We start from the raw sequence: 21,791 nt of genomic DNA on the forward strand, positions 1-21,791 counted from the left end.
TGTGGATCGTCTTTGGGCGCCGTGGCGGATGGAGTATATTCTGTCCACGGTGAAGCAGCCCGACGCCAGCGAGTGTATCTTTTGCCGGATGATCGGGGAGCGGCGGGATGCGGAGAATCTCATCTTACATCGCGGTCAGCACGCGCTCGTTGTGATGAACCTGTTTCCGTACAACAGCGGGCATTTGATGGTGGTTCCGTTGCGGCATACGGCGGAGTTCAGTTCACTGGGTCCGGCCGAGCATCTGGAATTGATGGAACTGATGACGCTGGGACAGAGGGCGCTGGGCCGGGTTTACGGTCCGCATGGGTACAACATCGGCATGAACATCGGCCGGGCGGCGGGCGCGGGCATCGTGGATCACTTGCACTATCATATTGTCCCGCGCTGGAACGGCGACACGAATTTCATGTCGGCGGTGGCGACGACCAAAGTCATGTCCGAGAGTTTGCCGGAAACGTGGCAGCGGCTCAAGTCGAGCCTGGCGGAGTTGCTGGGAACTCGGTAGTTCAACAACCCCGCAGAGAATGGCTGTTGAATCCGGCAACGTGGGTTCAGCCCGTTGTTCCTGTCGATCTGTCAAGGGGCTAAAGCCGCCTTGCCTCGCCGAATCGGGCCGCTAACGCTGGTTCCAGATAGGTCCTGCTTGATCATTGGGTTCGGGAATGCTAACGCGACATCCATGAACGTGGGCTACGGCGAATTGACGATTCACATTGGCCCGGCGACCGATTTGGCGACCGAGGCGATCGTGAGTCCGGTGAACGCGGAGATGGTTCCGTCGGCCGGGGTCGGTCAGCTGATCGTGGCGGCGGCGGGTCTGGACGTTCGGCGCGAGCTGAGCGCGCTGACCCCGACGGTCGTCGGGCGGGTCGTGAAGACCTCGGCGGGCGCGCTGCCGAGTAAGCTCATCTTGCACGCGGTGACGATGAGCCTGGCGGAGTCCGTGACCCAAGATAACTTTGAGACGGCGTTACGGACCGTGATGTCCACGTGTCGCTCGAATTCGATCCAGTCGGTGGGAATCCCGGTATGCGAAATGGCGCCGAAAACGACTCCGGCGCAGGTGGTGATGAATTATGCTCTTGGGCTTGCATTCAAGAGTTTGAAGGGGGCGCGCGTGCCCAAGCGGATCGTGTTTGCCGTCCCCTCACAACAACTCTGCGACCAGTTTACGAAGGCGGCAAAGTCGATGTTGCTGCTGGCGTAGTCGGACGAATTCCTTCCTCTATTCATTTCCGTGAAGACAGCACATGGGTTACTCTCAATTAGCGGGTGTTGACCGCTTTGGAGCCACTCGCCGACTCGACACCTGGTGGTTGAGTCCGGCGCTGATGGCGGCGGCATTTGTGGCGTTCGTAATTTACGCGACGTGGGCGGCATTTCAACCGGTTGAGTATTCTCGATTCGGGCCGTACCTGTCGCCGTTTTACTCTCCGGACCTGACGCAGTGGATTCCGTGGTTTACCTGGTCCCCGGCCTTGTTAATTGTGTGGTTGCCGGCAGGGTTCCGGTTGACCTGTTATTATGGTCGGAAAGCCTACTATCGGTCGATCACGCTGAACCCGACGGCGTGCGCGGTGGGCGAGGGGAAGCTGGCCTATAAGGGGGAGACCGCACTGCCGTGGATTCTGAACAATCTGCATCGCTATTTTCTTTATCTGGTGCTGATTCTCGTGGTGTTTCATTGGCTGCACCTGTTTCATGCGTTCGTGTTTGACGAGCATTTCGGGATGGCGCTGGGGTCGCTCGTGATCACGGCGGACACGGTGTTCTTGACGCTGTACGTGTTCAGTTGCCATTCGCTGCGGCACATGGTGGGGGGGAAGCTGGACTGTTTTTCGTGCGCGGCGAGCGGCTTGACGCGTCACGCGACGTGGAAGCAGGTGAGCGCGCTCAACATTTATCACAATGTATTCTTCTGGTGCAGTCTGTTTACCGTCGGGTTTGCCGATCTCTACGTACGGATGTGCGCGATGGGCTGCTGGACAGATGTGAGGTTCTTCTGATGGCAGACTACACACCACATCAGTTTGACGTGCTCGTGATCGGCGCGGGCGGTGCCGGGTTGCGGGCGGCGATTGAAGCGGCGGCGCTGGGCGCGAAGACGGCGATCGTGATGAAGTCGCTGCTGGGCAAGGCACATACGGTAATGGCCGAGGGCGGTGCGGCGGCGGCGATGCGCAATGCCGACCCGCGTGACTCGTGGCAGACGCACTTTCGCGACACGATGAAGGGTGGGAAGCTGTTGAATCAGTGGCGGATGGCGCAGCTGCATGCGCAGGAAGCCCCGGATCGCATTTGGGAATTGGAAGAGTGGGGCGCGGTGTTTGATCGCACGACAGACGGTCTGATCATGCAGCGGAATTTCGGGGGTCACACCTATCCGCGACTGGCGCACGTGGGCGACCGGACGGGGCTGGAGATCATCCGCACGCTGCAGGACAAGCTGATTCATATGCCGGTGGACGTCTTCATGGAGACGACGGTCACGCACTTGTTCAAGACGGGCGATACGATTGGCGGCGCGCTGACCTATCGACGCGAAGACGGTTCGTTTCAGCTGTTTAATGCGAAGGCCGTGATTCTGGCGACCGGGGGCATCGGCAAGTCGTTCAAGATCACGTCGAATTCGTGGGAATATTCAGGTGACGGCCAGGCGTTGGCGTGGAGCGTCGGCGCGGACTTGATGGACATGGAGTTCTTGCAGTTTCATCCGACGGGCATGGTCTGGCCGCTCTCGGTGCGGGGGACGCTGATTACCGAGGGCGTGCGGGGCGAGGGCGGAGTGTTGCGGAACAGTACCGGCGAGCGTTTCATGTTCAGCTACATTCCTGAGGCCTTCAAGAATGACGTGGCTTCTACGGAGCAGGAAGCGAATCAGTGGGTGCAGGAAGTGATCGCCGGGAAGCAGGCGACGGTGCGGCGTCCGCCGGAGCTATTGACGCGGGACGTGGTGGCGCGGGCGATCAATTCCGAAGTTCGCGCGGGTCGCGGCAGCCCGCACGGCGGCGTGTTTTTGGATATTGCGACGCGCCGGACGGCGGACGAGATCAAGCGCAAACTGCCGTCGATGTATCATCAGTTCAAGAAGTTGGCGAATGTGGATATTACGAAGGAGCCGATGGAAGTCGGACCGACGTGTCACTATGCGATGGGCGGTGTGCGCGTGGACGGTGAGACCGAGATGAGTTCGGTGAAGGGTTTGTTTGCCGCCGGTGAGGTCGCGGCCGGTCTGCACGGTGCGAATCGGCTGGGGGGGAATTCGCTTTCCGATTTGCTGGTGTTTGGCCGCCGGGCGGGCGCGGGCGCGGCGGACTATGTTAAGCAGGCCTCGGCGGTCAAGGCCGACGCTTCCGCGGTCGATCGCGCGCTGGCGGAGAACCTTGCTTGTTTTGAACGGAAAGGCGGCGAGAATCCGTATGCGGTGCACCGCGAGCTTCAGGAAATGATGCAGACGTATGTCGGGATCATTCGTACGGACGCGGATCTGCGGCATGCGTTGGCGGAGCTTGACAAGTTTGAGCCGCGCGTGAAGCAGCTCTCGGTGACCGGTTCGCGGGCGTACAATCCGGGCTGGCATTTGGCCATGGACCTGCGCAGTATGCTGACGTGTTCGCGGGCGTTGACGTTGGCGGCGTTGGAGCGTTGCGAGAGTCGCGGCGGGCACACGCGATCCGACTTTCCTGATTACGATAAGGAATGGGCCAAGGTGAATCAGGTGGTCAAGAATGAAAACGGAGTCATGAAGCTGGAGCGGGTGGTTCGACCGCCGATTCCCGATGAGCTGAAGCAACTGGTGGAGGAGGCCTGAGCATGGGTAACATCGTGCAGATGAAGGTTTATCGCGGCGACAAGAGTGGCGGGTCACTGCGAGACTATTCGCTCGAGATTGACGAAGGCATGGTGGTCCTCGATGTGGTGCATAAGATTCAGGCGGAGCATTCACCGGACCTGGCCTGTCGCTGGAATTGCAAGGCGGGGAAGTGTGGTTCGTGTTCGGCGGAGATCAACGGCAAGCCGTCGCTGATGTGCATGACGCGGATGGATTCACTGCCGCAGGACCGGCCGATTACGGTGGAACCGATCCGCACATTCCCGATGATCCGCGATCTGGTGACGGACGTGTCGTGGAATTACGAAGTCAACAAGCGGATCCCCGCGTTCACGCCGAAGCCGAAGAATCCGGATGGCACGTGGCGCATGTACCAGTATGAAGCGGATCGCGTGCAGGAGTTTCGCAAGTGCATCGAGTGCTACCTGTGTCAGAATACGTGCCACGTATTGCGGAATCACGATAAGCACGACGAGTTTTTCGGGCCGCGGTTCATGGTGCGGCTGGCGATGCTCGAGATGCACCCGCTGGACGCGGCGGACCGCTTGAAGTTGGTGAAGGAGGCGGCCGGCGTGGGCTTCTGCAACATTACGAAGTGCTGCACGGAAGTGTGTCCCGAGGAGATTCACATCACGGACAACGCGATCATTCCGTTGAAGGAACGCGTGGCGGATGAGTTCTACGATCCGATTCGGCGGCTGTTCCGGGTGTTTGCGGGGAAGTAGCGAGTTCGCCGAGCAGGGGTTCCTTCTGGATTCCTCGCCGAGCAGGGATTCAATTTGTTCCTCTTCGCCGAGCAGGGATTCCTTCCCTGCCGGAATTGCAACTTGCCTTCGTCGCCGAGCAGGGATTCCTTCCCTGCCGGAATTGGTGAACCCTGAGCAAATTGAATGCGAAGACGCCACAGTCAACTCGGCTTCGCCGGAAGCATTCACTTCATTACGACGGTTACCGAAGTTCGCGGTTCTGTATTCGTAGAATCGAGCGAATGCAAGAAGATACTTGAATCATTTGAGGTCTTTCGAAATAAGTTCGAGCTTGTGTGCTGCGGCTATGTGTTGATGCCTGACCACTTACACGCCGTCTTGGTACAACCTAACGACGGCTCGCATGTTTCCGATGCAATCGGCGGTTTCAAGCGAGCCACATCTCTGAAATGCAAGCCAGCCCGTTATCCGGACACGCCGTTGTGGCGGGACAATTTCGATGATGTGCCGGTCCCGGGAGTAGAGGCGGCGAAAACGAAATTGCGGTATATGCTGGCCAACCCGGTGCGCGCGGGGCTTGTGGAGCGGCCGGAGGAATACGAATGGTCAAGTGCGCCGGAGTATTACGGGGGGAAGTCAGGCATTGTGACCGTTACTATACTGTCGCAGTGAATCACACATTCCGGCAGGGAAGGAATCCCTGCTCGGCGACGCTCAAGAACACAGTCCCTGCACGGCGGAAGCGCGAGGACGCCAGCGCATAGTGTCGTAGCGAATCACACATTCCGGCAGGGAAGGAATCCCTGCTCGGCGACGGTCAAAATAGTCCCTGCTCGGCGGAAAGTAGATGAAATTCCATACCGAATACCTTACGTTCAAGACGAAGCAGCGCGAGGAGTTCGTGAATATTTCTCGCGACGTGGAGTCGGCGGTCACGAAGTCAGGGATTAAGGACGGAATGGTGCTGGTGTCGGCGATGCACATCACGGCGGCGGTGTATGTGAACGATGCGGAGGACGGGCTGATCGAGGATATTAAGGAGTGGTTGCGCGGATTGGCTCCGGATCAGAACTACCGGCATCACCGCACGGGCGAGGATAACGGTCAGGCGCATCTGAAGAATTTGATCCTGCATCATCAGGTCATCGTGCCCGTTACGAATGGGCGACTGGATTTTGGTCCGTGGCAGCAGATCTATTATGCGGAGTTTGACGGTCAGCGCAATAAGCGGGTGATTATCAAGGTGATGGGGGAGTGAAGAGAAGTATGAAACATGAAGTATGAATGATGAAGCAGATCGGAGTTCACTCTCCGATTCCGGGCATGCGAAGACGCCTGCCTCGGCGGGGACTCCCGAGCTACTGGATTTGATCATAGTGGGGGCGGGGCCGGCGGGGATTGCGGTGGGGCTGGAGGCACAGCGGCGCGGGCTGAAAGCGCTGCTGGTGGAGCAGGGGGCGATCTGCAATACGATCTACCGCTTTCCACAACACATGCGGTTCTTTTCCACGGCGGACTTACTGGAGTTTCCGGGGATTCCGCTGGTGATTCAGGGGGACAAGCCGCGCAGCTTCGAGGTCCTGAACTACTTCACGCGGATTGCGGTCGCGGCGAACTTGCCGATCGCCACGCATGAGCGCGTCTTGAAATTGACGCACGCCGGCGAGCAGTTCTTCGTTCAGACAGAGCGGCGGGAGTTGCGAAGTCGTGCGGTCGTCATAGCGACCGGGACCTACGATCACGCGAACTTGCTGGATGTTCCCGGCGAGGAACTGGACAAGGTCTCGCATTACTATTCCGGTCCGCAGCCGTATATTGGAACCGATGTGCTGGTCGTGGGCGGCAAGAATTCGGCTGCCGAGGCGGCGCTCGAACTGTGGCGGGCGGGCGCGCGGGTCACGCTGGTGCACCGGGGTGAATCGCTGCGCGAGAGTTCCATCAAGTACTGGATTCTCCCCGACCTGAAGAACCGGCTGGCCGAGCGCGCGATTGCGCATTCGTGGGATACGACGATCACGCGAATTGAACCGGACCGGGTGTTGCTGCACATGCCGGACGGTGAGCGCTGGATCGCGAATGATTTTGTGCTGGCGCTGACGGGCTATCATCCGGATTACCGGCTGCTCGAACAGTGTGGAATTCGGACGGAAGGTGAGCAGCGGGCGCCGGTGCTCGACAGTGCGTCGCTGGAAAGCGGCGTGCCGGGATTATATGTGGCGGGTGTACTCAGCGCGGGCGCTGATCCGTCGAGAGTTTTTGTTGAGAACTCGCGGCACCATGGCCGGGTGATTGTGGATCATCTGGCGGAGTCGGGCCGCTTAAGCCGGGAGTGCTGATTGGCTGACGATTTCATGTATTCGTTTAGCGAGCAGGTGGATCGCTATTTGACGGGAGTCCTGCCGGCACGCGATGCGGTGCTGGCGGCGATGGAGACCCACGCCGTGGAAGCGGGCTTTCCGTACATCGGTCCATTGGTGGGGCCGTTACTCGGGATGCTGGCGCGGGCGATCGGCGCGAAGACCGTCTTTGAGATGGGGTCCGGATTTGGGTTTTCGGCGGTACATTTTGCGCGCGCGGTGCCGCCTGATGGCAGAGTGATCTGCACCGACGGTGAAGCGGGTAACGAGCGCGTCGCGCGCGACTACTTCGTCAAGGCCGGCGTGGAATCGAAGATCGAATTTCGGGTGGGCGATGCGGTCACGATTTTGGGGGAATACCCCGGGCCGTTCGACATCATCCTGATGGACATCGATAAGGAGGGCTACCCCGCCGGCTTCCGCGCCGCGTGGCCCAAGGTCCGGCCCGGCGGACTGTTCATCGCCGACAATATGCTCTGGCACGGCGAGGTGATGACGGACAGTCAGAAGCCGACGACGCTGGCCATCCGCGAATTGACGAGGCTGCTGTATTCCACGCCGGATGCACAGACGACGATCTTGCCGCTACGCGATGGCGTGGCCGTTGCCATGAAGGTTGGAAGATGACCCCCCCCGGCCCCCCCGTGAACGGGGGGGAGCGTGGCCTGCGGTGGTTCAAGGTGTGCAAGGTCGAGGATTTGAAGCCGGGGCAAGCGCGGTCGATTCGATTGCTGGCGCGACTCTACGCGGTGTTCAACGTGAGTGGCGAGTACCACGCGATCGACGGGTCCTGTCGGCACATGAAGGCGAATCTGGCCGCAGGCCGGGTAACGGGGAAGACGGTGGAGTGCTTCATGCACGGGTGGCGATACGACGTGACGACGGGGGCGTGCTCGACGGTGGAATCCGGCAGCGTCGCCACTTATCCGGTGAAGATTGAGGACGGGGCGGTGTTCATTGGGATGGAATGGCCGCCGCGAAACAGTATTGACGATTGATCGAGGTTTCACTTCCTGAGAGGGGATTGCCATGAAACAGCTACGAAGTCTTTTTGAAATGGCTTGCTGGGCGCTGCTTGCGAGCTTCGTTTCTGTGGGCGTCGCGTGGGCGGAGCCGTACGCGATACAGTTCAAGAGCGGCGTGGTTACGCCTGACGCCGGGGCGTACGAGATTCCACAATCCGCTTACATGCAGACCACGGGGACGCGCGTTCACGTGTTGCTGCAACTGGAGGACTATCTGCAGGCCGGGGATCGCGAGCGTTTGAAAGCCGACGGTATCGAGCTGCTCTCTTACTTCCCGGACCGGGCGTATGCGGCGAGCATTCCGCCGACACTCGACGTGTCGCTGCTGCCCGGACTGGGCGTGCGGAGCGTGACGCCGCTGTGGGCGGACTACAAACTGCATCCGCGCGTGACGCGCGGCGAGTTTGGTCCGTGGAGCGAGTTTTCGAGCAGTGAGCGCATTTTCGCGGTCGAAGTGCATTCGGACGTCACACTTGATGAAGCCGTGTCCGCATTGAAGCTGACGGGCTGGGAGCCTGGCCATCGTTTTGTCGCGGCTCATTCGCTGTTGGTCGCCGGCGACCCGCGGAACGTGAACGAACTGGCGAGCATGGATTTCGTCGCGTTCATCGACGAATGTCCGCCGCCACCGGAGATGGTCAACGATGTGGCGCGGACGCGCTTGCATGTGAACGAAGTGCAGAGCGACCCGTATAATCTGAGTGGCGCGAGCGTGACGATTCTGGTCTATGACGGCGGGATGGTGGACAGCACGCATCCGGATTTCGGCGAGCGCGTGACGTGGAATGAAATCGCGGCGATCGCGGATCACCCGACGCACGTGGCCGGGACGGTGGGCGGCGACGGGACGCAGAGCGACGGGACGTATCGCGGCATGGCGCCGGGGGCGCGGATCATCAGCGGGCAGTACGACGTGTGCATCCCCTATTGCCTGTACGAGAGTCCCAACGATTTCGAGCCGGATTACACGCAGGCGCGGCGGCAGTTCGGGGTCGAATTGACGACCAATTCGATTGGGGCGAACATCAGTCCCAACGGGTACAACTGCGATTGGATGGGCGACTACGAGACGACGTCGCGGCTGCTGGATCAAATGACGCGCGACGTGCTTGGCGAACCGCTGATCATGTTCTTCGCGGCGGGCAATGAGCGGAACGATGCCGGCTGCGGTTTGGCGAGCTATCGCTGTATGTCGGTCCCGGCGGGTGCGAAGAACATCATCACGTGCGGCGCGACGACCTCGACTGACGCGACGGCTTCGTTTTCGTCCTGGGGTCCGACCGACGACGGGCGGATCAAGCCGGAAGTCAGCGCGACGGGCGTCAATCTGACCTCGTGCGCGCCCGGACCGGGCTACGGCTATCAGGATATGAGCGGAACGTCGATGGCGACACCCGCGACATCGGGCACGGCCTGCTTGATACTTGAGCGCTGGCACCTGTTATTTCCCGGCGCACCCGATCCGTTGCCCGAAACGATGAAGGCGATTCTGATCAATTCGACCACGGACATCGGTGCCGCCGGACCGGATTACCAGACCGGTTTTGGTTTGGTGAACGCGCTGAAGTCCGTCCAGAATCTTAATCTTGGCGGCGTTTATGAAGGCTCGCTGGACGTTGGGGAAGAATTGAATCGGCCGTTTGCGGTTGCCGCGGGTACGGCGGTGCTGGATGTCTCGATCGCGTGGAGCGATGTCCCGGCAGCGGGGAATGTGACGCCGACACTCGTGAACGATCTCGATTTGCGCTTGGTCGCTCCGGATGGGACGATTCATCTGCCCTACACGCTGTTGCCGCAGAATCCCGGCAGTCCGGCGGGTCGCGGCGACGACAGCATCAACGTTTGCGAGCGCGCGAGTGTGGCGAATCCGCCGGCCGGAACGTGGACCCTGCGCGTGACGGGCACGATCAACAGCGGGAGTTCCCAGACGTTTGGCGTCTGCGCGAACGTCACGTTGGTCGATACGTGGGCGGCAATTTCGGGACAGATTCGCGATAACGGCAACACGGGAATTCCGGGCGAGGTATCGATCTCCGGTGGTGCGCAGCGGCAGCTGACGGACGCGAACGGGAACTACACGCTGAGCGTCCCCGGCAACACGACTTACACGGTGGCCGCACGTGCGTACGGCTACCTCCCTGCCCAGACGCAGGTGGTGGTGACCAACGGCACGGTCACGCAGAACTTTACATTGTCCACCGCGCAGACCGGCACGGTTCACGGCACCGTCACCAACCAGTTCGGAACTCCGCTTTTGGGCGCCACGCTTACCGCGTTCTTTCCGAATGCCACAATCCCTCCGGCGACGACCGGCGCGGATGGCACCTACGAGTTGATATTGCCGGGCGGGAACTCTTACGAGCTGCGCTGTGCGGCCGGCAGCGACCAGGCCTCGACCACCGTTACAGTGCCGGAGAACGGGAATGTGACCGCGAACTTTGAGATCGAAGACGCGCGGTACAATCCCACCGGACCCGACGATTACGGATATTATGCGTACGAGGCCAATGATCCCGGCCTGCCCGCGGTTTATGACTGGACGGAGATCAGTCCAAACGCAGGGGGAGCCGGCACCCTGGTGCCGAGCGGCACGGCGAGCAACGATTGGGTCGTGAACCTAACGTGTCCGTTCCCGGTGCGCTACTATGGCGTCGAATCGACGAATCTGCGCATTGGCGCGGACGGCTGGGTCGGCATCGGCACGGGCGCCAACGGCACGGCCTATTCCAACCAGCCGATTCCCACGGCAGCCGATCCCAATACCATGATTGCTGTGATGTGGGACGACAATAACCCGGGTCCGGCGCAGAGCAACCGTGCGGATGGTGCGGGCGATATCTCGACCTATCACGACGCGGCGAATGACCGATTTATCGTGGAGTATCACGACGTTGCTCACTTCTCGCCGACGACCAACCGCACCACAGCACAGCTCATTATCTACAGTCAGGCGGAGCGGCCGACGTTGACAGGCGACAACGAGTTTGAGCTGATGTTCCAGCACGTGGACTACGAGGACAACTCCTCCACGGATGCGGATGGGACGATCGGCTGCGAGAACGGCGACGGTACGACCGGCTTGCAGATTGTCTATGCCGGCACGTACGATGCCACCGTCTTTGGCTTGAGCGACTCGTACGCGCTGCGCTTCACGACCGGCGCCGTGACGGGCCACGGGGCGATCCGGGGCCGGTTGACGATGCACCCGGCTCCCGATTACACACAAGTGCCGGTTGTGCTGGGACCTTACACGATCACCCCGGCGGCGGACGGCACGTATTTCTTCACCGGCGTCGTGGCGCGCTCGTACACGATGACGGTTTCCTATCCGGACTACGAACTGGGGAGTAACTCGAACGTCGTGGTCAATGCGGATGACACGACCACGGTGGACTTTGAGCTGTGGCGGATGGATCCGGCGCGCAACCTGGTGGGCGAGTATGACTGGGCGGTTCCCGAGATTCGGCTGAATTGGGATCCGGCCTTGTCACTGGCAGATGGTGCCGCGAATGGTCGCGGACGCGGTGCGCTGGACGGCTTCCTCGGCTACGAGATCTGGCTGGGCGGCCGCGGCTTGCAGGGAACAACTCAGGATACGTTCTTCGTATATCCGGTGACCCAGAGCCGTGCGTACAACTTCTGGATTCTCGCGCGGTATGACGGCGGCGACGCGGATACCTCGAACCACTATCGCGTGACCGTCGATTTGGCGGCGGCGGACGTGGCGAGCTTGATTCCGGACCGTTTCTACCTTGCGCAAAACTATCCGAATCCGTTCAATCCATCGACGACGATCGAATACGGATTGCCGCGGAGTGTGGACGTTCGGATCGAGGTCTTCAACGTGCTGGGCATGCAGGTAGCGACGTTGCTTGACGGCCTGCAGCCGGCGGGCGTCCACCAGGTTGAGTTCAATGGGGCGGCGACGGGCACGGGTATCTACTATTGTCGGATTCAGGCGGGCGAATTCTCCGGCATCCAGAAGATGCTGTTGATGAAATAATTGCTGGACGATTCCGATTTCGGTCGGCAGAAAGGGTCTCATTTGAGGCCCTTTCGCATGCCGAAGTACGGTGCAGGTGCTTGGTGCGGCCCGGGGCATGGGAGTTGCAGCAACGGGCTTCGACAGGTGGGTAAATCAGCAGAAGAGAGTCGAGATGAAGGTTAAGCCGCTGGCGACATTTGACGTGATTCCGACGCTGCCGGACGCGATTTCCGGATTGCGGACGCTGGCCTACAATTTCGTTTGGACGTGGAATCCGGAGTACGGCGCGCTGTTTCGCGCCCTCGACTCCGGTCTGTGGGAGCATGTCGGTCACAATCCGGCGCGCATGCTGCAGGAGATCTCTCAGGTGGGGTTGAACGAAGCGGCGCGCGATCCGGGTTTCCTCGGCGAGTATCATCGCTGTCTGGGGACGCTGGAGCGCTACATGAACGATCCGACCTGGTTCGAGAAGATCTGTCCGATCTGTCGTCAGCGGGAGATCGTCTATTTCTCGATGGAATACGGCATCTCTGAATGTTTGCCGGTGTACAGCGGGGGTCTGGGCGTGTTGTCCGGCGACCACTTGAAATCGTCTTCGGATCTCGGTTTGCCGTTGGTCGGCGTGGGTTTGGCATACCGGCAGGGCTATTTCCAGCAGCAGCTGACGGGTGACGGTTATCAGACGGAACTTTATCCCGAAAACGACTTTGACCGATTGCCGCTTTTGCCGTTAACGGATGAGCAGGGCAATCGCGTTCGCGTGTCGGTGCAGTTTCCCGGGCGTACGGTGTGGATACAGGGGTGGAAGGTGCAGGTGGGTCGGGTGCCGTTGTACTTGCTGGACACCGATGTTGCGGAAAATGACGCGGCGGATCGTCGCATCACGCACACGCTGTATGGTGGCGACAAGGAGACGCGGATTCAACAGGAGCTGGTGCTGGGGTTTGGTGGCGTGGCGCTGGTCTCCGCGCTCGGCATTCCGACGACGGTCTGCCACATGAACGAGGGACACTCCGCGTTCATTCAGCTTGCCCGGATCATCCGCGCCCGCAAAGAGCAGGGATTGGCGACCGTGGAAGCCACGCAGCTCATCAGCGCCGGGACGGTGTTCACGACGCACACCCCGGTCCCGGCGGGGATCGATCAGTTTCCCCCCGACTTGATGGACAAGTACTTCAGCAGCTCGCTGCCGGCGTTGGGCATGAAGCGCGAGGAATTGCAGGCCCTGGGCAGCAAGCTCCCGGGCCAGACCGGACAGCTCTTCAATATGGCGATTCTCGCATTGCGGACGGCCGACTATACGAACGCGGTCAGTCGGCTGCACGCGGACGTGTCTCGCCGGTTATGGGAAGAGAGTTGGCCGAATCTGCCGTATGATGAGATTCCGATTGACTACGTGACCAATGGCATTCACGTTCGGACGTGGGTGTCGGCGGAGATGAGTCAATTGTTCGACAAGGTGCTGGGACCCGAATGGAAGCAGTCTCCGGACCACAAGCAGGCGTGGGAGAAGGTGCCGGAGATTCCGGATGCGGATCTGTGGCGGGTGCGGGAGCAGAATCGCGCGCGACTGGTGGACTATTGCCGGCGGCGGGTCGCGGAATACCGCGCTCGCACGAGTCCGGTTGAGCCGCGCGAATCGGAGCTGAACGACTTGTTGGATCCGCATGCGCTGACCATCGGCTTCGCCCGGCGATTCGCCACGTACAAGCGGGCCACGCTGCTGTTGCGCTATCCCGATCGCTTGCTGGCGTTGCTGCGTGACGCCGCGCGCCCGGTGCAGTTCGTGTTCGCGGGCAAGGCCCATCCGCAGGATGAAGCGGGCAAAGCGCTGATCCGCGACTTGATCTATTTCGCTCGCGCGGAGAAGGTCGAACACCGTCTGATATTCCTCGAGAACTACGACATGGGCGTGGCGCGGATGCTGGTGCAGGGCGTGGACATCTGGCTGAATACGCCGCGCCGCCCGCTGGAGGCGAGCGGGACGAGCGGGATGAAAGTGCTGGCGAACGGCGGACTCAATCTGAGCATCCTCGACGGCTGGTGGGATGAGGGCTATGATCCGAAAGTCGGCTGGGCCATCGGACGCGGCAAGACGGTCAGCGACGAGAAACTGCAGGATGATCGCGACGCGCAGAGCCTGTTCGAGACCATTGAGCAGTCCGTCGTGCCGTTGTTCTACACGCGGGACGATCGCGCGCTGCCCGCGCAGTGGATCAGCAAGGTCAAGCATAGCATCATCGATCTGGTACCGCGTTTCAACACGAGCCGGATGATCAAAGAGTATGCGGAGGACTTCTATATCCCGGCGCTGGACCGCGCGCACAAGTTGGCTCAGGATGGTCGGGAAAGCCTGACTGCCTTTGCCAAATGGCGGGCGGAGCTGCAGCGGCACTGGTCCGCCGTCCGCGTGAGTCGGGTGGCGTTTCAGCCGACCGCGAATGGCAAGGTCGGATTCACGGTCGATGTGCAGGCCGACATCGAGCTGGGGGGATTGTCGCCGGAGGACGTGGAAGTCCAGGCGTACTACGGTCCGATTCGCCCTGATGGCAGCTTGCAGTTGCTCGGCTGTGTGGCGCTCGAACCGAAGAGCGGGGGCAAGTATGCGGGACGGGTTTCCGTGGGCGAGAGCGGTCGCTTCGGCTACACGGTGCGGGTCCTTCCCAGCCATCCGTTGTTATCGAATCCGCTCAAACTGGGATTGGTGCACTGGGCCGAACCGGTGAAGCCATAGCCATCCGCGGGCGGAGAGCGCTGTCGGAAATTTGCGCCGGGGCTGTCGCAGCCGGAACGAAGCATACGAGGAAGGCGAGTCATCGACTCGCCTTCCTCGTAGAGTGGCAGTGGAGCGGGGCGAACGGCTGGGGAAACTGCGGTTCAATTCACCCAACCGGCGGGCACCTTGCCCGATTACCGCAGAATGCCTATGCAGGACTATTCGCGGAGGATAGCATCCGGCGTTGCACGAAGGATCGAGGAGCCATTATCGTTGGCCTGCACCCGGATGATATAGTCGCTATTGGCATCGAGGGCGTAGGACAGAAACGTGAACGTGTTGCTGTACGGCAACTCCCCGAGCGAATTTCCATCGGCGTCGATGAGTTGGGATTGCAGGTCAGCGTAGCTGGCCACGGCGACCGGATAGGTGGACCAGTCGGCGGCATAATAGGCGAGGAGCTTGCGCACGAGATCGAGGTCGTAAGCGGCTGCGGCAACTTGAGATTTGTCGCGCATGTGCATGAAGCGAGCGACCGCCATCGTCGCGAGCAACGAGATTATCATCATCACGATCATCATCTCGATCAGCGAGAACCCTCGCTGTCTTCCGCGGGTCGGTTGCATAGGCATTCACTCCATCTTTTGCTCCGGTTAAGGCAATGGGAGTGCCAGTTTTGTCGCGGGCGGGTCAGCACAATTGGAACGGTACTCAGGCGGTGGACAGCAAAACGGGTTGACCCGCTGGGCCAACCCGTTCACAATCCGAGCCGCAGCCGCGGCTACTTCATAAACAGCATTTTCCGCGTGAGGGTGGTGGTCGGGGTCGCCAGCGCGTAATAGTAGATGCCGGTGGACAGGCCGCTCGCATCGAAGTTCAGGCGGTGCGTCCCGGCGCTGAGCTCACCGTCGATCAACGAGCGCACGCTTTCGCCGAGGACGTTGTACACGGCGAGTTTCACCGGCGTGGATTGCTGCAGCGAGAACACGATTTCGGTGTTGGCGTTAAAGGGATTCGGGAAGTTTTGCGACAGTTCAGTCGCCGCGGGCAATTCCGCGCGCACGTCGCCGGCGGCGGCCGCCTCGACAACGACCGTTCCGGCCATCCCCGGAGCGTGCGGCTGACAAACGTACGGATAGGAGCCGACGGGCAGCGGGGTGGACTGCGACGCATTCGGATACTGGTAGGTCCACGGTGCGGGCGCGGCATTACCGCTGCGAAACAGCTGCGGGTTTCCGGTGTGGTTGACGTTGTGCGTTCCGCCCGTGTTGTTCCAGACGACCGTGTCGCCTAATTGAATCGTCACGGTGGCAGGCGAGAACTGGAAGTTGCTGACGGTCACCGTGTGCACGGTTGCGGTTGCGGATAGCGAAAGCGCGAGCAGCGCGATGACCAAAGTTGCTCTCAGACGGTCCATATTACCTCCTGCGGTGTGGACTTTGCTTATGCGTCGGGATATTCGCGAAACGAGTAGTAGTAGTGATGGTCGTCGAGTAAGAATCCGGCAGCCTCGAAGAGCTTCCGACTCGGATGATTCGAGTGTTCGATCAGTGCGCCGATCACCAAATTTCCGTCGTCGAGCAGCGTCTGCTTGGCGGCGGTGACCAGGGCCATCGCGAGGCCGCTGCGGCGCTCCTCGGGCAGGGTCGCCAGGCGCTCGATCCAGCCCTTGCGACCATCGGAGCTGATCAAAGTTGCCGCGACCATCTTGTCTGCGCGGAAGGCGCCCCAGCCGCCGATGTGCGGCCCGCTCAGATGAGCCTGAAGCCGCTCGGGAGTGTCCCGTCCAGTCAGTTTGTAACCGAGGCCGCCGCTGGTCCAAAGCCCGTAGAGCGCTTCGACATCACCGCCGTGGAGCGGGCGCATTTCGACAGTACCGATACGAATTCGTCGAACGTCATCATGTTGCTGCTTTTCAACGGACATAGCCATGAAGTGCCCCCGATCACTCAGGCCGACCGAGTGATAAAGGCCAATGGCGCTGTGGTTCTTACTGGAAACCAGCAGCCATAGTTCCGCTGCCGACCGCGCCCGGGCCTGCTCAACGGCGAACTCAAACATCGCCCTGCCCAAACCTCGACCGCGGTGGGCGGGGTGGACGGTAAGATCCCACACCCAGAGCTCCGACAGTCCGTTGAATCTGTTTGTTGTGAGATGAAGCCAGACCTGTGCGATCAGCGCGTTATAACCATCAACGAGCACATAAATCGCGCTCTGGCGGGCGAACGCATACTCGCGAACAAATGCGGCAAAGTCTTTGCGCATCTTCTCGGGCTGGTCCGGTGGTCGGCCGTGCATAAAGGCACAGGTCGGCAGTCCGAGATCGATGAAAGCGTCCACATCATTGGCTGACAATTGGCGGAGGGTGAGGTCCGGAAACCCGGCAAGGTTGTAAGGCATAGGAGGCTGCATGCCTCTTCGGTAGGGGGTGAATAAGGCACGAAATGGCTATAAGTCCATAATAGATTATACTTAAAATTTTCGAAGGGCGCAAGTGAGTTGTGCAGCAAGTACCGAATGACGGGAACGAATAAATTGGATGTTTTGTATATTATTTACGCGATGCGATTGGGTCAACTATCCCTACAGGATTCAGGAGAACAAGGATGACGAAGAAGCTGGGTCTGATTCTGGCCTCGGTGGCCGCAGTGGCGATTGTGGCAGTGGGTTCGATGACCTATGCCTGTGGCGGTGCCTGCAAGAGCGGGACGAAGACGGCTGCGGTGCAGACCGCGGGCGGCAGTTGTGCAAGCACAGGGGTGAAGACGGCGGGTAGCGGCAGTGGCTGCTCAAGTCCCGGAGCCAGCGGCAGCAGCTGTGCGAGCACAGGGGTAAAGACAGCCGGCAGCGGCAGTGGCTGTTCGAGCACCGGAGCCAGCGGCGGCAGCTGTTCGAGCAAGGGCGCGAAGAACGCGAGTGCGGGCGGTGCGTGCGGTTCGGGTGAGAAGACGAAGCAGACGAAGATGGCGGGCGCGGCGTGCTGCCCGGGTGGGGCGGGTTCGGCGGGATGCTCGTCGAAGATGGCTTCGCTGTGTGGCGACAAGGGCTATTTCGCCGCCAACGTATATGACTGCAAGGACGGCCACGTGATGGCCGTTTACAAGGGCAAAAAGTTTGAAGTGACGGACAAGACTCCGTACACGCAGATCGAGAATGCCCGCTACTATTTCGCGGACAACGAGTGCGCGGTGAAGTGTCAGGAGACCTTGAAGACGATGGCTGCCGAGATCAACCGCGAGGCGGTTTCGCTGGCGACGGCGGAAGGCAACATCGTGGAAAACAAGGACGGGCACAAGATCGCGGCTTGCAAGATGTCCGGCGAGAAGTTTGAAGTCACGGGGACGACCCCGGCGCGTGTGATGGACGGGCAGAAGGTTTACTTCTGCAGCGAGAATTGCGCGAGCATGGCTTCGATTTCGACCGCGGACAAGCAGGTTGACGCGAATTGACGAGTAGCTCGTGAGCCGGTGAGATTCCGGCGGATCGATGTAGAAAGGCCGCGCCCGTGGGGTGCGGCCTTTTTGTTGAGGGGGCGCGGTGAGATTTCCTATTTCAGTAACATCACTTTGTGGGTCTCCACGCGGCCGGCGAACTCGATGCGATAGAGATACACACCGGCGGCGGCCGCGGACGCGTTCCAGTTCAGGCGGGTCAAGCCGGCGTCTAACCGCTTGTCAAGCAGCGTCGTGACCTTCTGCCCGAGCAGATTGTAGATCTCGACCTTCGCGAGTCCGGCATTCGGCAGCGTGAGCTCGATAGCGACGGAGTTGTTGAAGGGGTTGGGATGCGCGGTGGCGAGAACCTGGCCCGTTATCCCACCTTCGTCCCGCGAGATATCTTCGGCCTCAAAACCGAGTATCTCTTGAATCCGCCTGTCCAACTGCGCGAGGCGTTGACGGCGTTGGCCGATCCGCTCTGTCTGACGAGCTCCGCCGGCTCCTTCGTCCAAGTAATCCACCATAGCCGAAGTGAACGCCACCCATTCGCTGTCTCGAGCCGTCGAGGAGTCCTCACGAAGCAGCTGCAATTCTTCCCGAGCCTGGACATAGCGCTCGGCCGCGATCGAGGCATGGATCGCTTCGCGTCGTGCGGCTTCACGAGTCCGGCTGTCACTTGTGGTGTCAAGCCCGATCTCTTCCAGCAGGCCATGACGCGACATGGCACCCACCTCTGCCTTCAATCCGGAGCGTAGATAGCCGCGCGCGGACCAAATTGCCTCCGGGCTCTCGGGATAGTCGTTCATGATGAGTTCGTAAAGGTCGCTTGCTGCGCGGTAGTTGCTGTCGGCTTCGAGCCGAGTCGCCTGCTGGAACGCAGCTTCGGGACCCGATTCGAGGAGGCCGAAGGGCAGCGTAGTGCATTCCCATGATACTCCCAGAGGCGCATAGTCCGCCATCCAAGGCATCGGACAAAAATGCGCGTCGCCCGCACCGGTAGGATCGCCCTCTGGGAACCAGTAGTTTCCGGTAAAGTCCCACCACGTGGGATAAGGGAACGGACCTGTGCAGGGCTTCGCCGGATCCGTAATGTAGATGTACGTTCCATCGACATCGAATTGAAACGTATTGGAGCCGTACTTGAGTTGTGGATAGGAGGCGTTGATCCGCATGAGCGGTTTCCACTGCGCCGGGGCATTCGAACATCCATAACAGACCAAACTTGTCTGGGATTGGATCAGGAAGTTGCATGCCCAGCCGTCCGTGTTGTTGTTCATGACCAAGTTCGCACCGGCGTACGCCAGAACTTGGTAACGCTGGTTATACCGGAACCGGTTGCATGACAGTTCGGCATTCGTACTGACGAAGTACCCTCCGGCGTATGGGATCGACACTGTCCCGTTGTACTCGATGGTGTTAGACACGAACAATGGCGCCTCGCCCGTGTCGTAATTGTCGCCGCTCCAGAAGATTCCGTCACGGCCGCAAGTGCGAATGATGTTGTCGGTGAATACGCCGGCACTCGCGTTGCCCCGAATCCCGTAGTACGTGCAATTCTCGATCAAATTGCCCGTGCATCGGAGTTGTGAGCGCGCGCAGAATAGCGCCTGGATTCCGGTCTCCATGCCATAGATCCGGCTGTGCTTGATTTCGGTGAGCTGGCCGCCTGACGCCGAGATCATCTCCCCGCCATGGATCACACAGTGATCGAGCGTGACGTCTTCCGCGTTGTAGAAATCCAGCGCCGAATACGGCGAGCTGCCGTCTGCTTTGAAGTAGATCGAATCGCCGTCGGTGCCCACCGCGCTCAGGGTTCCCTCAATGAACAAATTGGCGTCCGGCCTTAACTCGACCACCGTTCCCGGTTTGATCACGAGGGAGTAGTCCGCGGGCACTGTGTAGTTCCCATGCACGATGATGCGCCCTTCCCACGTCATGCTCGGCCGCGGCTGCGTCCCCGTCACCGGCTGCGCGTATAAGCCCGTGTGCTTGGGACCGTTCTTCAGACCGTTCCACTCGTTGGTCTCAGGGTTGTAGGGGATGCCAAGATCGTAAGCCTGAATGCTGGCTCCGACGCCGTTGGTCCTTGTTACCAACACAAGGTCTGCTGTGCCATTGGCGTCAACATCGGAAATCGTCGGGGCGGCCTTGAAATCCACCGTCTCAATGAGGTAGCCAGCGGACACTGGCCACGAGAAGTCCTGACCGTACGTCAACTCCAATCGCATGTTCCGGATACTTGCGGACTCATTCAATCCAACCTCTGTGACAAGCTGCAGGTCGGGATCGCCACTCGTGTTCACGATCGCTGGCGAATAGCCGGCGTATCGGTTAGCTTGGTTGTGCGTGAACAATCTTGGCCACCCTTGCTCAGCCTGAGGGTTAACTGCGAATACATCGGTCTCCCGGAGCCACTCGAATCGTGTATCGCCGTTGTTGGATTGCAGGGAAGGAACGTAGAGGTCCAACTTAGTTCCCGAATACCCATCGGCCACCGCGAGTTGATTGTGCCGTTGGATCAGTTGGTCTTCTGGCAGTCGGAAATCTGACCAGGCTAGCGTCGCGAGGTCAACCCCGATAATTGCTGTCAGTGACGGGCTGTCGTCAGGTTCGTTCTTGGCGAGGAAGTAGGCTTCAAGCGAGCCGTTGAAATCGCGGTCGCACACGACCGGTCCGGGCTCAACAACGTAACCGATGCCGTCACTCCTGCCAAGCAAATACCATCCGCTTACATCTACCGTTTCGGTGGCATCATCGCCTTCCTCCGGGTGCATGATGATGACGCGTGCCATTCCTGACGCATCTTCGGCCCGGGGAAATACGGCGACTACCTCTGGGCCGCCATCTTGATCAATGTCCACCACCGCCGGCATTGAGGGGCCCAGCGGTATGAATGGATCGCAAATGGGCGGACATGGATGATTGAAGTAGAAATCGGCGTAGGGTGGCGTGACAGCATTCAGGCCTTGCCCGTCCCAGCACAAGACCACCAAACTGTTACCCCACACCTTGCCGGTATGAATGGGTGGATGCGCGTCTTCATCTTGAAAACCGCCGTCATTAGCTGATCCGGCAAAGATCAGGTCGTCGCTTCCGTCTGGCCCCTCGCCGGGACCCGGACCTCGAACGTCAGCCACGGCGGGCGTGGCCATCAGGCAGTTCGCATAGCTGAACTGCGCAAGGAGCTGCGCCTCCCCGTTCGTGATTTCCCAGACGAGCACAACACTGCACCAGTGAAGGCAGTCGGCAGTGCCGTGATCTCCAGTCGGGCAGCTGGCGTTCACGAATCCGAGATAGGCGCTCGCGCCTATTGCAATCTCACGATATCCGTCGCCGTCCACATCCGCAATGGCGGGCTCGTCACGGAAGTGGTATGCGAAGTTCACATCCCGTCCGGGAAAAGGATTGTAGTCGGAAGGAAATCTGAAATCAAATAGCGGGTTACTTTCCGAGGTATGTTCATAATCGAACACCAGAATCCGTCGCTGCAGGTGGATTGGTCCATTGTCGTACGAATCATCGGGATCGTCCGCAAGCACGATCACCTCCGGGTAACCGTCGCCGGTGACATCCACAACCAGTGCGCCGCGGTCCTGAATGCCCACCAGCCCGCGATCATTGAACCAAATCGGAAAACCCGGAACAAGATTGGGCTGCGCGAGGGCGACGGCAGCAGCCAGGAGCAGAAGAGAGGTTGTCGGCAAAAGAAACGGTCGCATGAGATACTCC

The 21,791-nt window shown here is 60.2% G+C and carries 17 protein-coding genes; 13 read left to right on the forward strand and 4 right to left on the reverse strand.

Annotation, left to right across the window (positions count from 1 at the left end):
• The first annotated feature begins 1 nt into the window (after position 1).
• From HZB60_04335 to glgP, 12 genes are all read left to right on the forward strand, one after another.
• Positions 2 to 508, forward strand: coding sequence for an HIT domain-containing protein (locus HZB60_04335; protein ID MBI5058999.1), 507 nt, complete (start codon positions 2 to 4; stop codon positions 506 to 508).
• 174 nt (positions 509 to 682) lie between these two features.
• On the forward strand, positions 683 to 1,210 hold the full coding sequence (locus tag HZB60_04340) for a macro domain-containing protein (protein ID MBI5059000.1): 528 nt from the start codon (positions 683 to 685) through the stop codon (positions 1,208 to 1,210).
• 43 nt (positions 1,211 to 1,253) lie between these two features.
• Entirely contained in the window at positions 1,254 to 2,009 is a 756-nt protein-coding gene (locus HZB60_04345) for a succinate dehydrogenase (protein MBI5059001.1), read from the forward strand.
• The gene (locus tag HZB60_04350; protein ID MBI5059002.1) at positions 2,009 to 3,814 is read left to right on the forward strand and encodes a fumarate reductase/succinate dehydrogenase flavoprotein subunit; all 1,806 of its coding nucleotides are present in this window, start codon (positions 2,009 to 2,011) and stop codon (positions 3,812 to 3,814) included. The genes HZB60_04345 and HZB60_04350 overlap by 1 nt, the downstream gene beginning before the upstream one ends.
• 2 nt (positions 3,815 to 3,816) lie before the next feature.
• Positions 3,817 to 4,560 (forward strand): succinate dehydrogenase/fumarate reductase iron-sulfur subunit, encoded by a 744-nt coding sequence (locus HZB60_04355; protein MBI5059003.1) that lies wholly within the window; start codon positions 3,817 to 3,819, stop codon positions 4,558 to 4,560.
• Between the two features lie 165 nt (positions 4,561 to 4,725).
• Positions 4,726 to 5,214, forward strand: coding sequence for a transposase (locus tag HZB60_04360; protein MBI5059004.1), 489 nt, complete (start codon positions 4,726 to 4,728; stop codon positions 5,212 to 5,214).
• A 175-nt stretch (positions 5,215 to 5,389) separates the two neighbouring features.
• Positions 5,390 to 5,800 carry a YjbQ family protein gene (locus tag HZB60_04365; protein ID MBI5059005.1) on the forward strand — a complete coding sequence of 137 codons (411 nt, stop codon included), beginning with the start codon at positions 5,390 to 5,392 and terminating at the stop codon, positions 5,798 to 5,800.
• Positions 5,801 to 5,822: 22 nt separating this feature from the next.
• Positions 5,823 to 6,878 (forward strand): YpdA family putative bacillithiol disulfide reductase, encoded by a 1,056-nt coding sequence (gene ypdA, locus HZB60_04370; GenBank protein ID MBI5059006.1) that lies wholly within the window; start codon positions 5,823 to 5,825, stop codon positions 6,876 to 6,878.
• Complete coding sequence (locus HZB60_04375) at positions 6,879 to 7,526, forward strand: O-methyltransferase (GenBank protein ID MBI5059007.1); 648 nt, start codon at positions 6,879 to 6,881, stop codon at positions 7,524 to 7,526.
• On the forward strand, positions 7,523 to 7,897 hold the full coding sequence (locus HZB60_04380) for a Rieske 2Fe-2S domain-containing protein (GenBank protein ID MBI5059008.1): 375 nt from the start codon (positions 7,523 to 7,525) through the stop codon (positions 7,895 to 7,897). Before HZB60_04375 ends, HZB60_04380 begins: the two co-directional genes overlap by 4 nt.
• 31 nt (positions 7,898 to 7,928) lie before the next feature.
• Positions 7,929 to 11,927, forward strand: a complete 3,999-nt coding sequence (locus HZB60_04385) for a S8 family serine peptidase (GenBank protein ID MBI5059009.1) — start codon at positions 7,929 to 7,931, stop codon at positions 11,925 to 11,927.
• A gap of 154 nt (positions 11,928 to 12,081) precedes the next feature.
• Positions 12,082 to 14,643 carry an alpha-glucan family phosphorylase gene (glgP, locus tag HZB60_04390; GenBank protein MBI5059010.1) on the forward strand — a complete coding sequence of 854 codons (2,562 nt, stop codon included), beginning with the start codon at positions 12,082 to 12,084 and terminating at the stop codon, positions 14,641 to 14,643.
• Positions 14,644 to 14,843: 200 nt separating this feature from the next.
• On the opposite strand, the gene HZB60_04395 is transcribed toward glgP, so the two are convergent.
• The 3 genes from HZB60_04395 to HZB60_04405 form a co-directional block, all read right to left on the reverse strand.
• The gene (locus HZB60_04395; protein ID MBI5059011.1) at positions 14,844 to 15,251 is read right to left on the reverse strand and encodes a prepilin-type N-terminal cleavage/methylation domain-containing protein; all 408 of its coding nucleotides are present in this window, start codon (positions 15,249 to 15,251) and stop codon (positions 14,844 to 14,846) included.
• A gap of 155 nt (positions 15,252 to 15,406) precedes the next feature.
• The gene (locus tag HZB60_04400) at positions 15,407 to 16,042 is read right to left on the reverse strand and encodes a T9SS type A sorting domain-containing protein (protein ID MBI5059012.1); all 636 of its coding nucleotides are present in this window, start codon (positions 16,040 to 16,042) and stop codon (positions 15,407 to 15,409) included.
• Positions 16,043 to 16,068: 26 nt separating this feature from the next.
• Positions 16,069 to 17,025 carry a GNAT family N-acetyltransferase gene (locus tag HZB60_04405; GenBank protein MBI5059013.1) on the reverse strand — a complete coding sequence of 319 codons (957 nt, stop codon included), beginning with the start codon at positions 17,023 to 17,025 and terminating at the stop codon, positions 16,069 to 16,071.
• Between the two features lie 206 nt (positions 17,026 to 17,231).
• Here HZB60_04405 and HZB60_04410 point away from each other — a divergent pair, with 206 nt between their 5' ends.
• The gene (locus tag HZB60_04410; GenBank protein ID MBI5059014.1) at positions 17,232 to 18,074 is read left to right on the forward strand and encodes a hypothetical protein; all 843 of its coding nucleotides are present in this window, start codon (positions 17,232 to 17,234) and stop codon (positions 18,072 to 18,074) included.
• Between the two features lie 98 nt (positions 18,075 to 18,172).
• On the opposite strand, the gene HZB60_04415 is transcribed toward HZB60_04410, so the two are convergent.
• Positions 18,173 to 21,781 carry a T9SS type A sorting domain-containing protein gene (locus HZB60_04415; protein ID MBI5059015.1) on the reverse strand — a complete coding sequence of 1,203 codons (3,609 nt, stop codon included), beginning with the start codon at positions 21,779 to 21,781 and terminating at the stop codon, positions 18,173 to 18,175.
• Positions 21,782 to 21,791 lie beyond the last annotated feature (10 nt).

The sequence above is a fragment of the candidate division KSB1 bacterium genome (genome assembly GCA_016214895.1).
Classification (GTDB): Bacteria; Electryoneota; RPQS01; order RPQS01; family RPQS01; genus JACRMR01.

Bases quoted from the DNA above. Each gene is read 5' to 3' on its own strand.
- HZB60_04340 (MBI5059000.1), top strand. From the start codon at position 683: ATGAACGTGGGCTACGGCGAATTGACGATTCACATTGGCCCGGCGACC.
- HZB60_04345 (MBI5059001.1), top strand. From the start codon at position 1,254: ATGGGTTACTCTCAATTAGCGGGTGTTGACCGCTTTGGAGCCACTCGC.
- HZB60_04350 (MBI5059002.1), top strand. From the start codon at position 2,009: ATGGCAGACTACACACCACATCAGTTTGACGTGCTCGTGATCGGCGCG.
- HZB60_04355 (MBI5059003.1), top strand. From the start codon at position 3,817: ATGGGTAACATCGTGCAGATGAAGGTTTATCGCGGCGACAAGAGTGGC.
- HZB60_04360 (MBI5059004.1), top strand. From the start codon at position 4,726: ATGCGAAGACGCCACAGTCAACTCGGCTTCGCCGGAAGCATTCACTTC.
- HZB60_04365 (MBI5059005.1), top strand. From the start codon at position 5,390: ATGAAATTCCATACCGAATACCTTACGTTCAAGACGAAGCAGCGCGAG.
- ypdA (MBI5059006.1), top strand. From the start codon at position 5,823: ATGAATGATGAAGCAGATCGGAGTTCACTCTCCGATTCCGGGCATGCG.
- HZB60_04380 (MBI5059008.1), top strand. From the start codon at position 7,523: ATGACCCCCCCCGGCCCCCCCGTGAACGGGGGGGAGCGTGGCCTGCGG.
- HZB60_04385 (MBI5059009.1), top strand. From the start codon at position 7,929: ATGAAACAGCTACGAAGTCTTTTTGAAATGGCTTGCTGGGCGCTGCTT.
- glgP (MBI5059010.1), top strand. From the start codon at position 12,082: ATGAAGGTTAAGCCGCTGGCGACATTTGACGTGATTCCGACGCTGCCG.
- HZB60_04395 (MBI5059011.1), bottom strand. From the start codon at position 15,251: ATGCAACCGACCCGCGGAAGACAGCGAGGGTTCTCGCTGATCGAGATG.
- HZB60_04400 (MBI5059012.1), bottom strand. From the start codon at position 16,042: ATGGACCGTCTGAGAGCAACTTTGGTCATCGCGCTGCTCGCGCTTTCG.
- HZB60_04405 (MBI5059013.1), bottom strand. From the start codon at position 17,025: ATGCCTTACAACCTTGCCGGGTTTCCGGACCTCACCCTCCGCCAATTG.
- HZB60_04410 (MBI5059014.1), top strand. From the start codon at position 17,232: ATGACGAAGAAGCTGGGTCTGATTCTGGCCTCGGTGGCCGCAGTGGCG.
- HZB60_04415 (MBI5059015.1), bottom strand. From the start codon at position 21,781: ATGCGACCGTTTCTTTTGCCGACAACCTCTCTTCTGCTCCTGGCTGCT.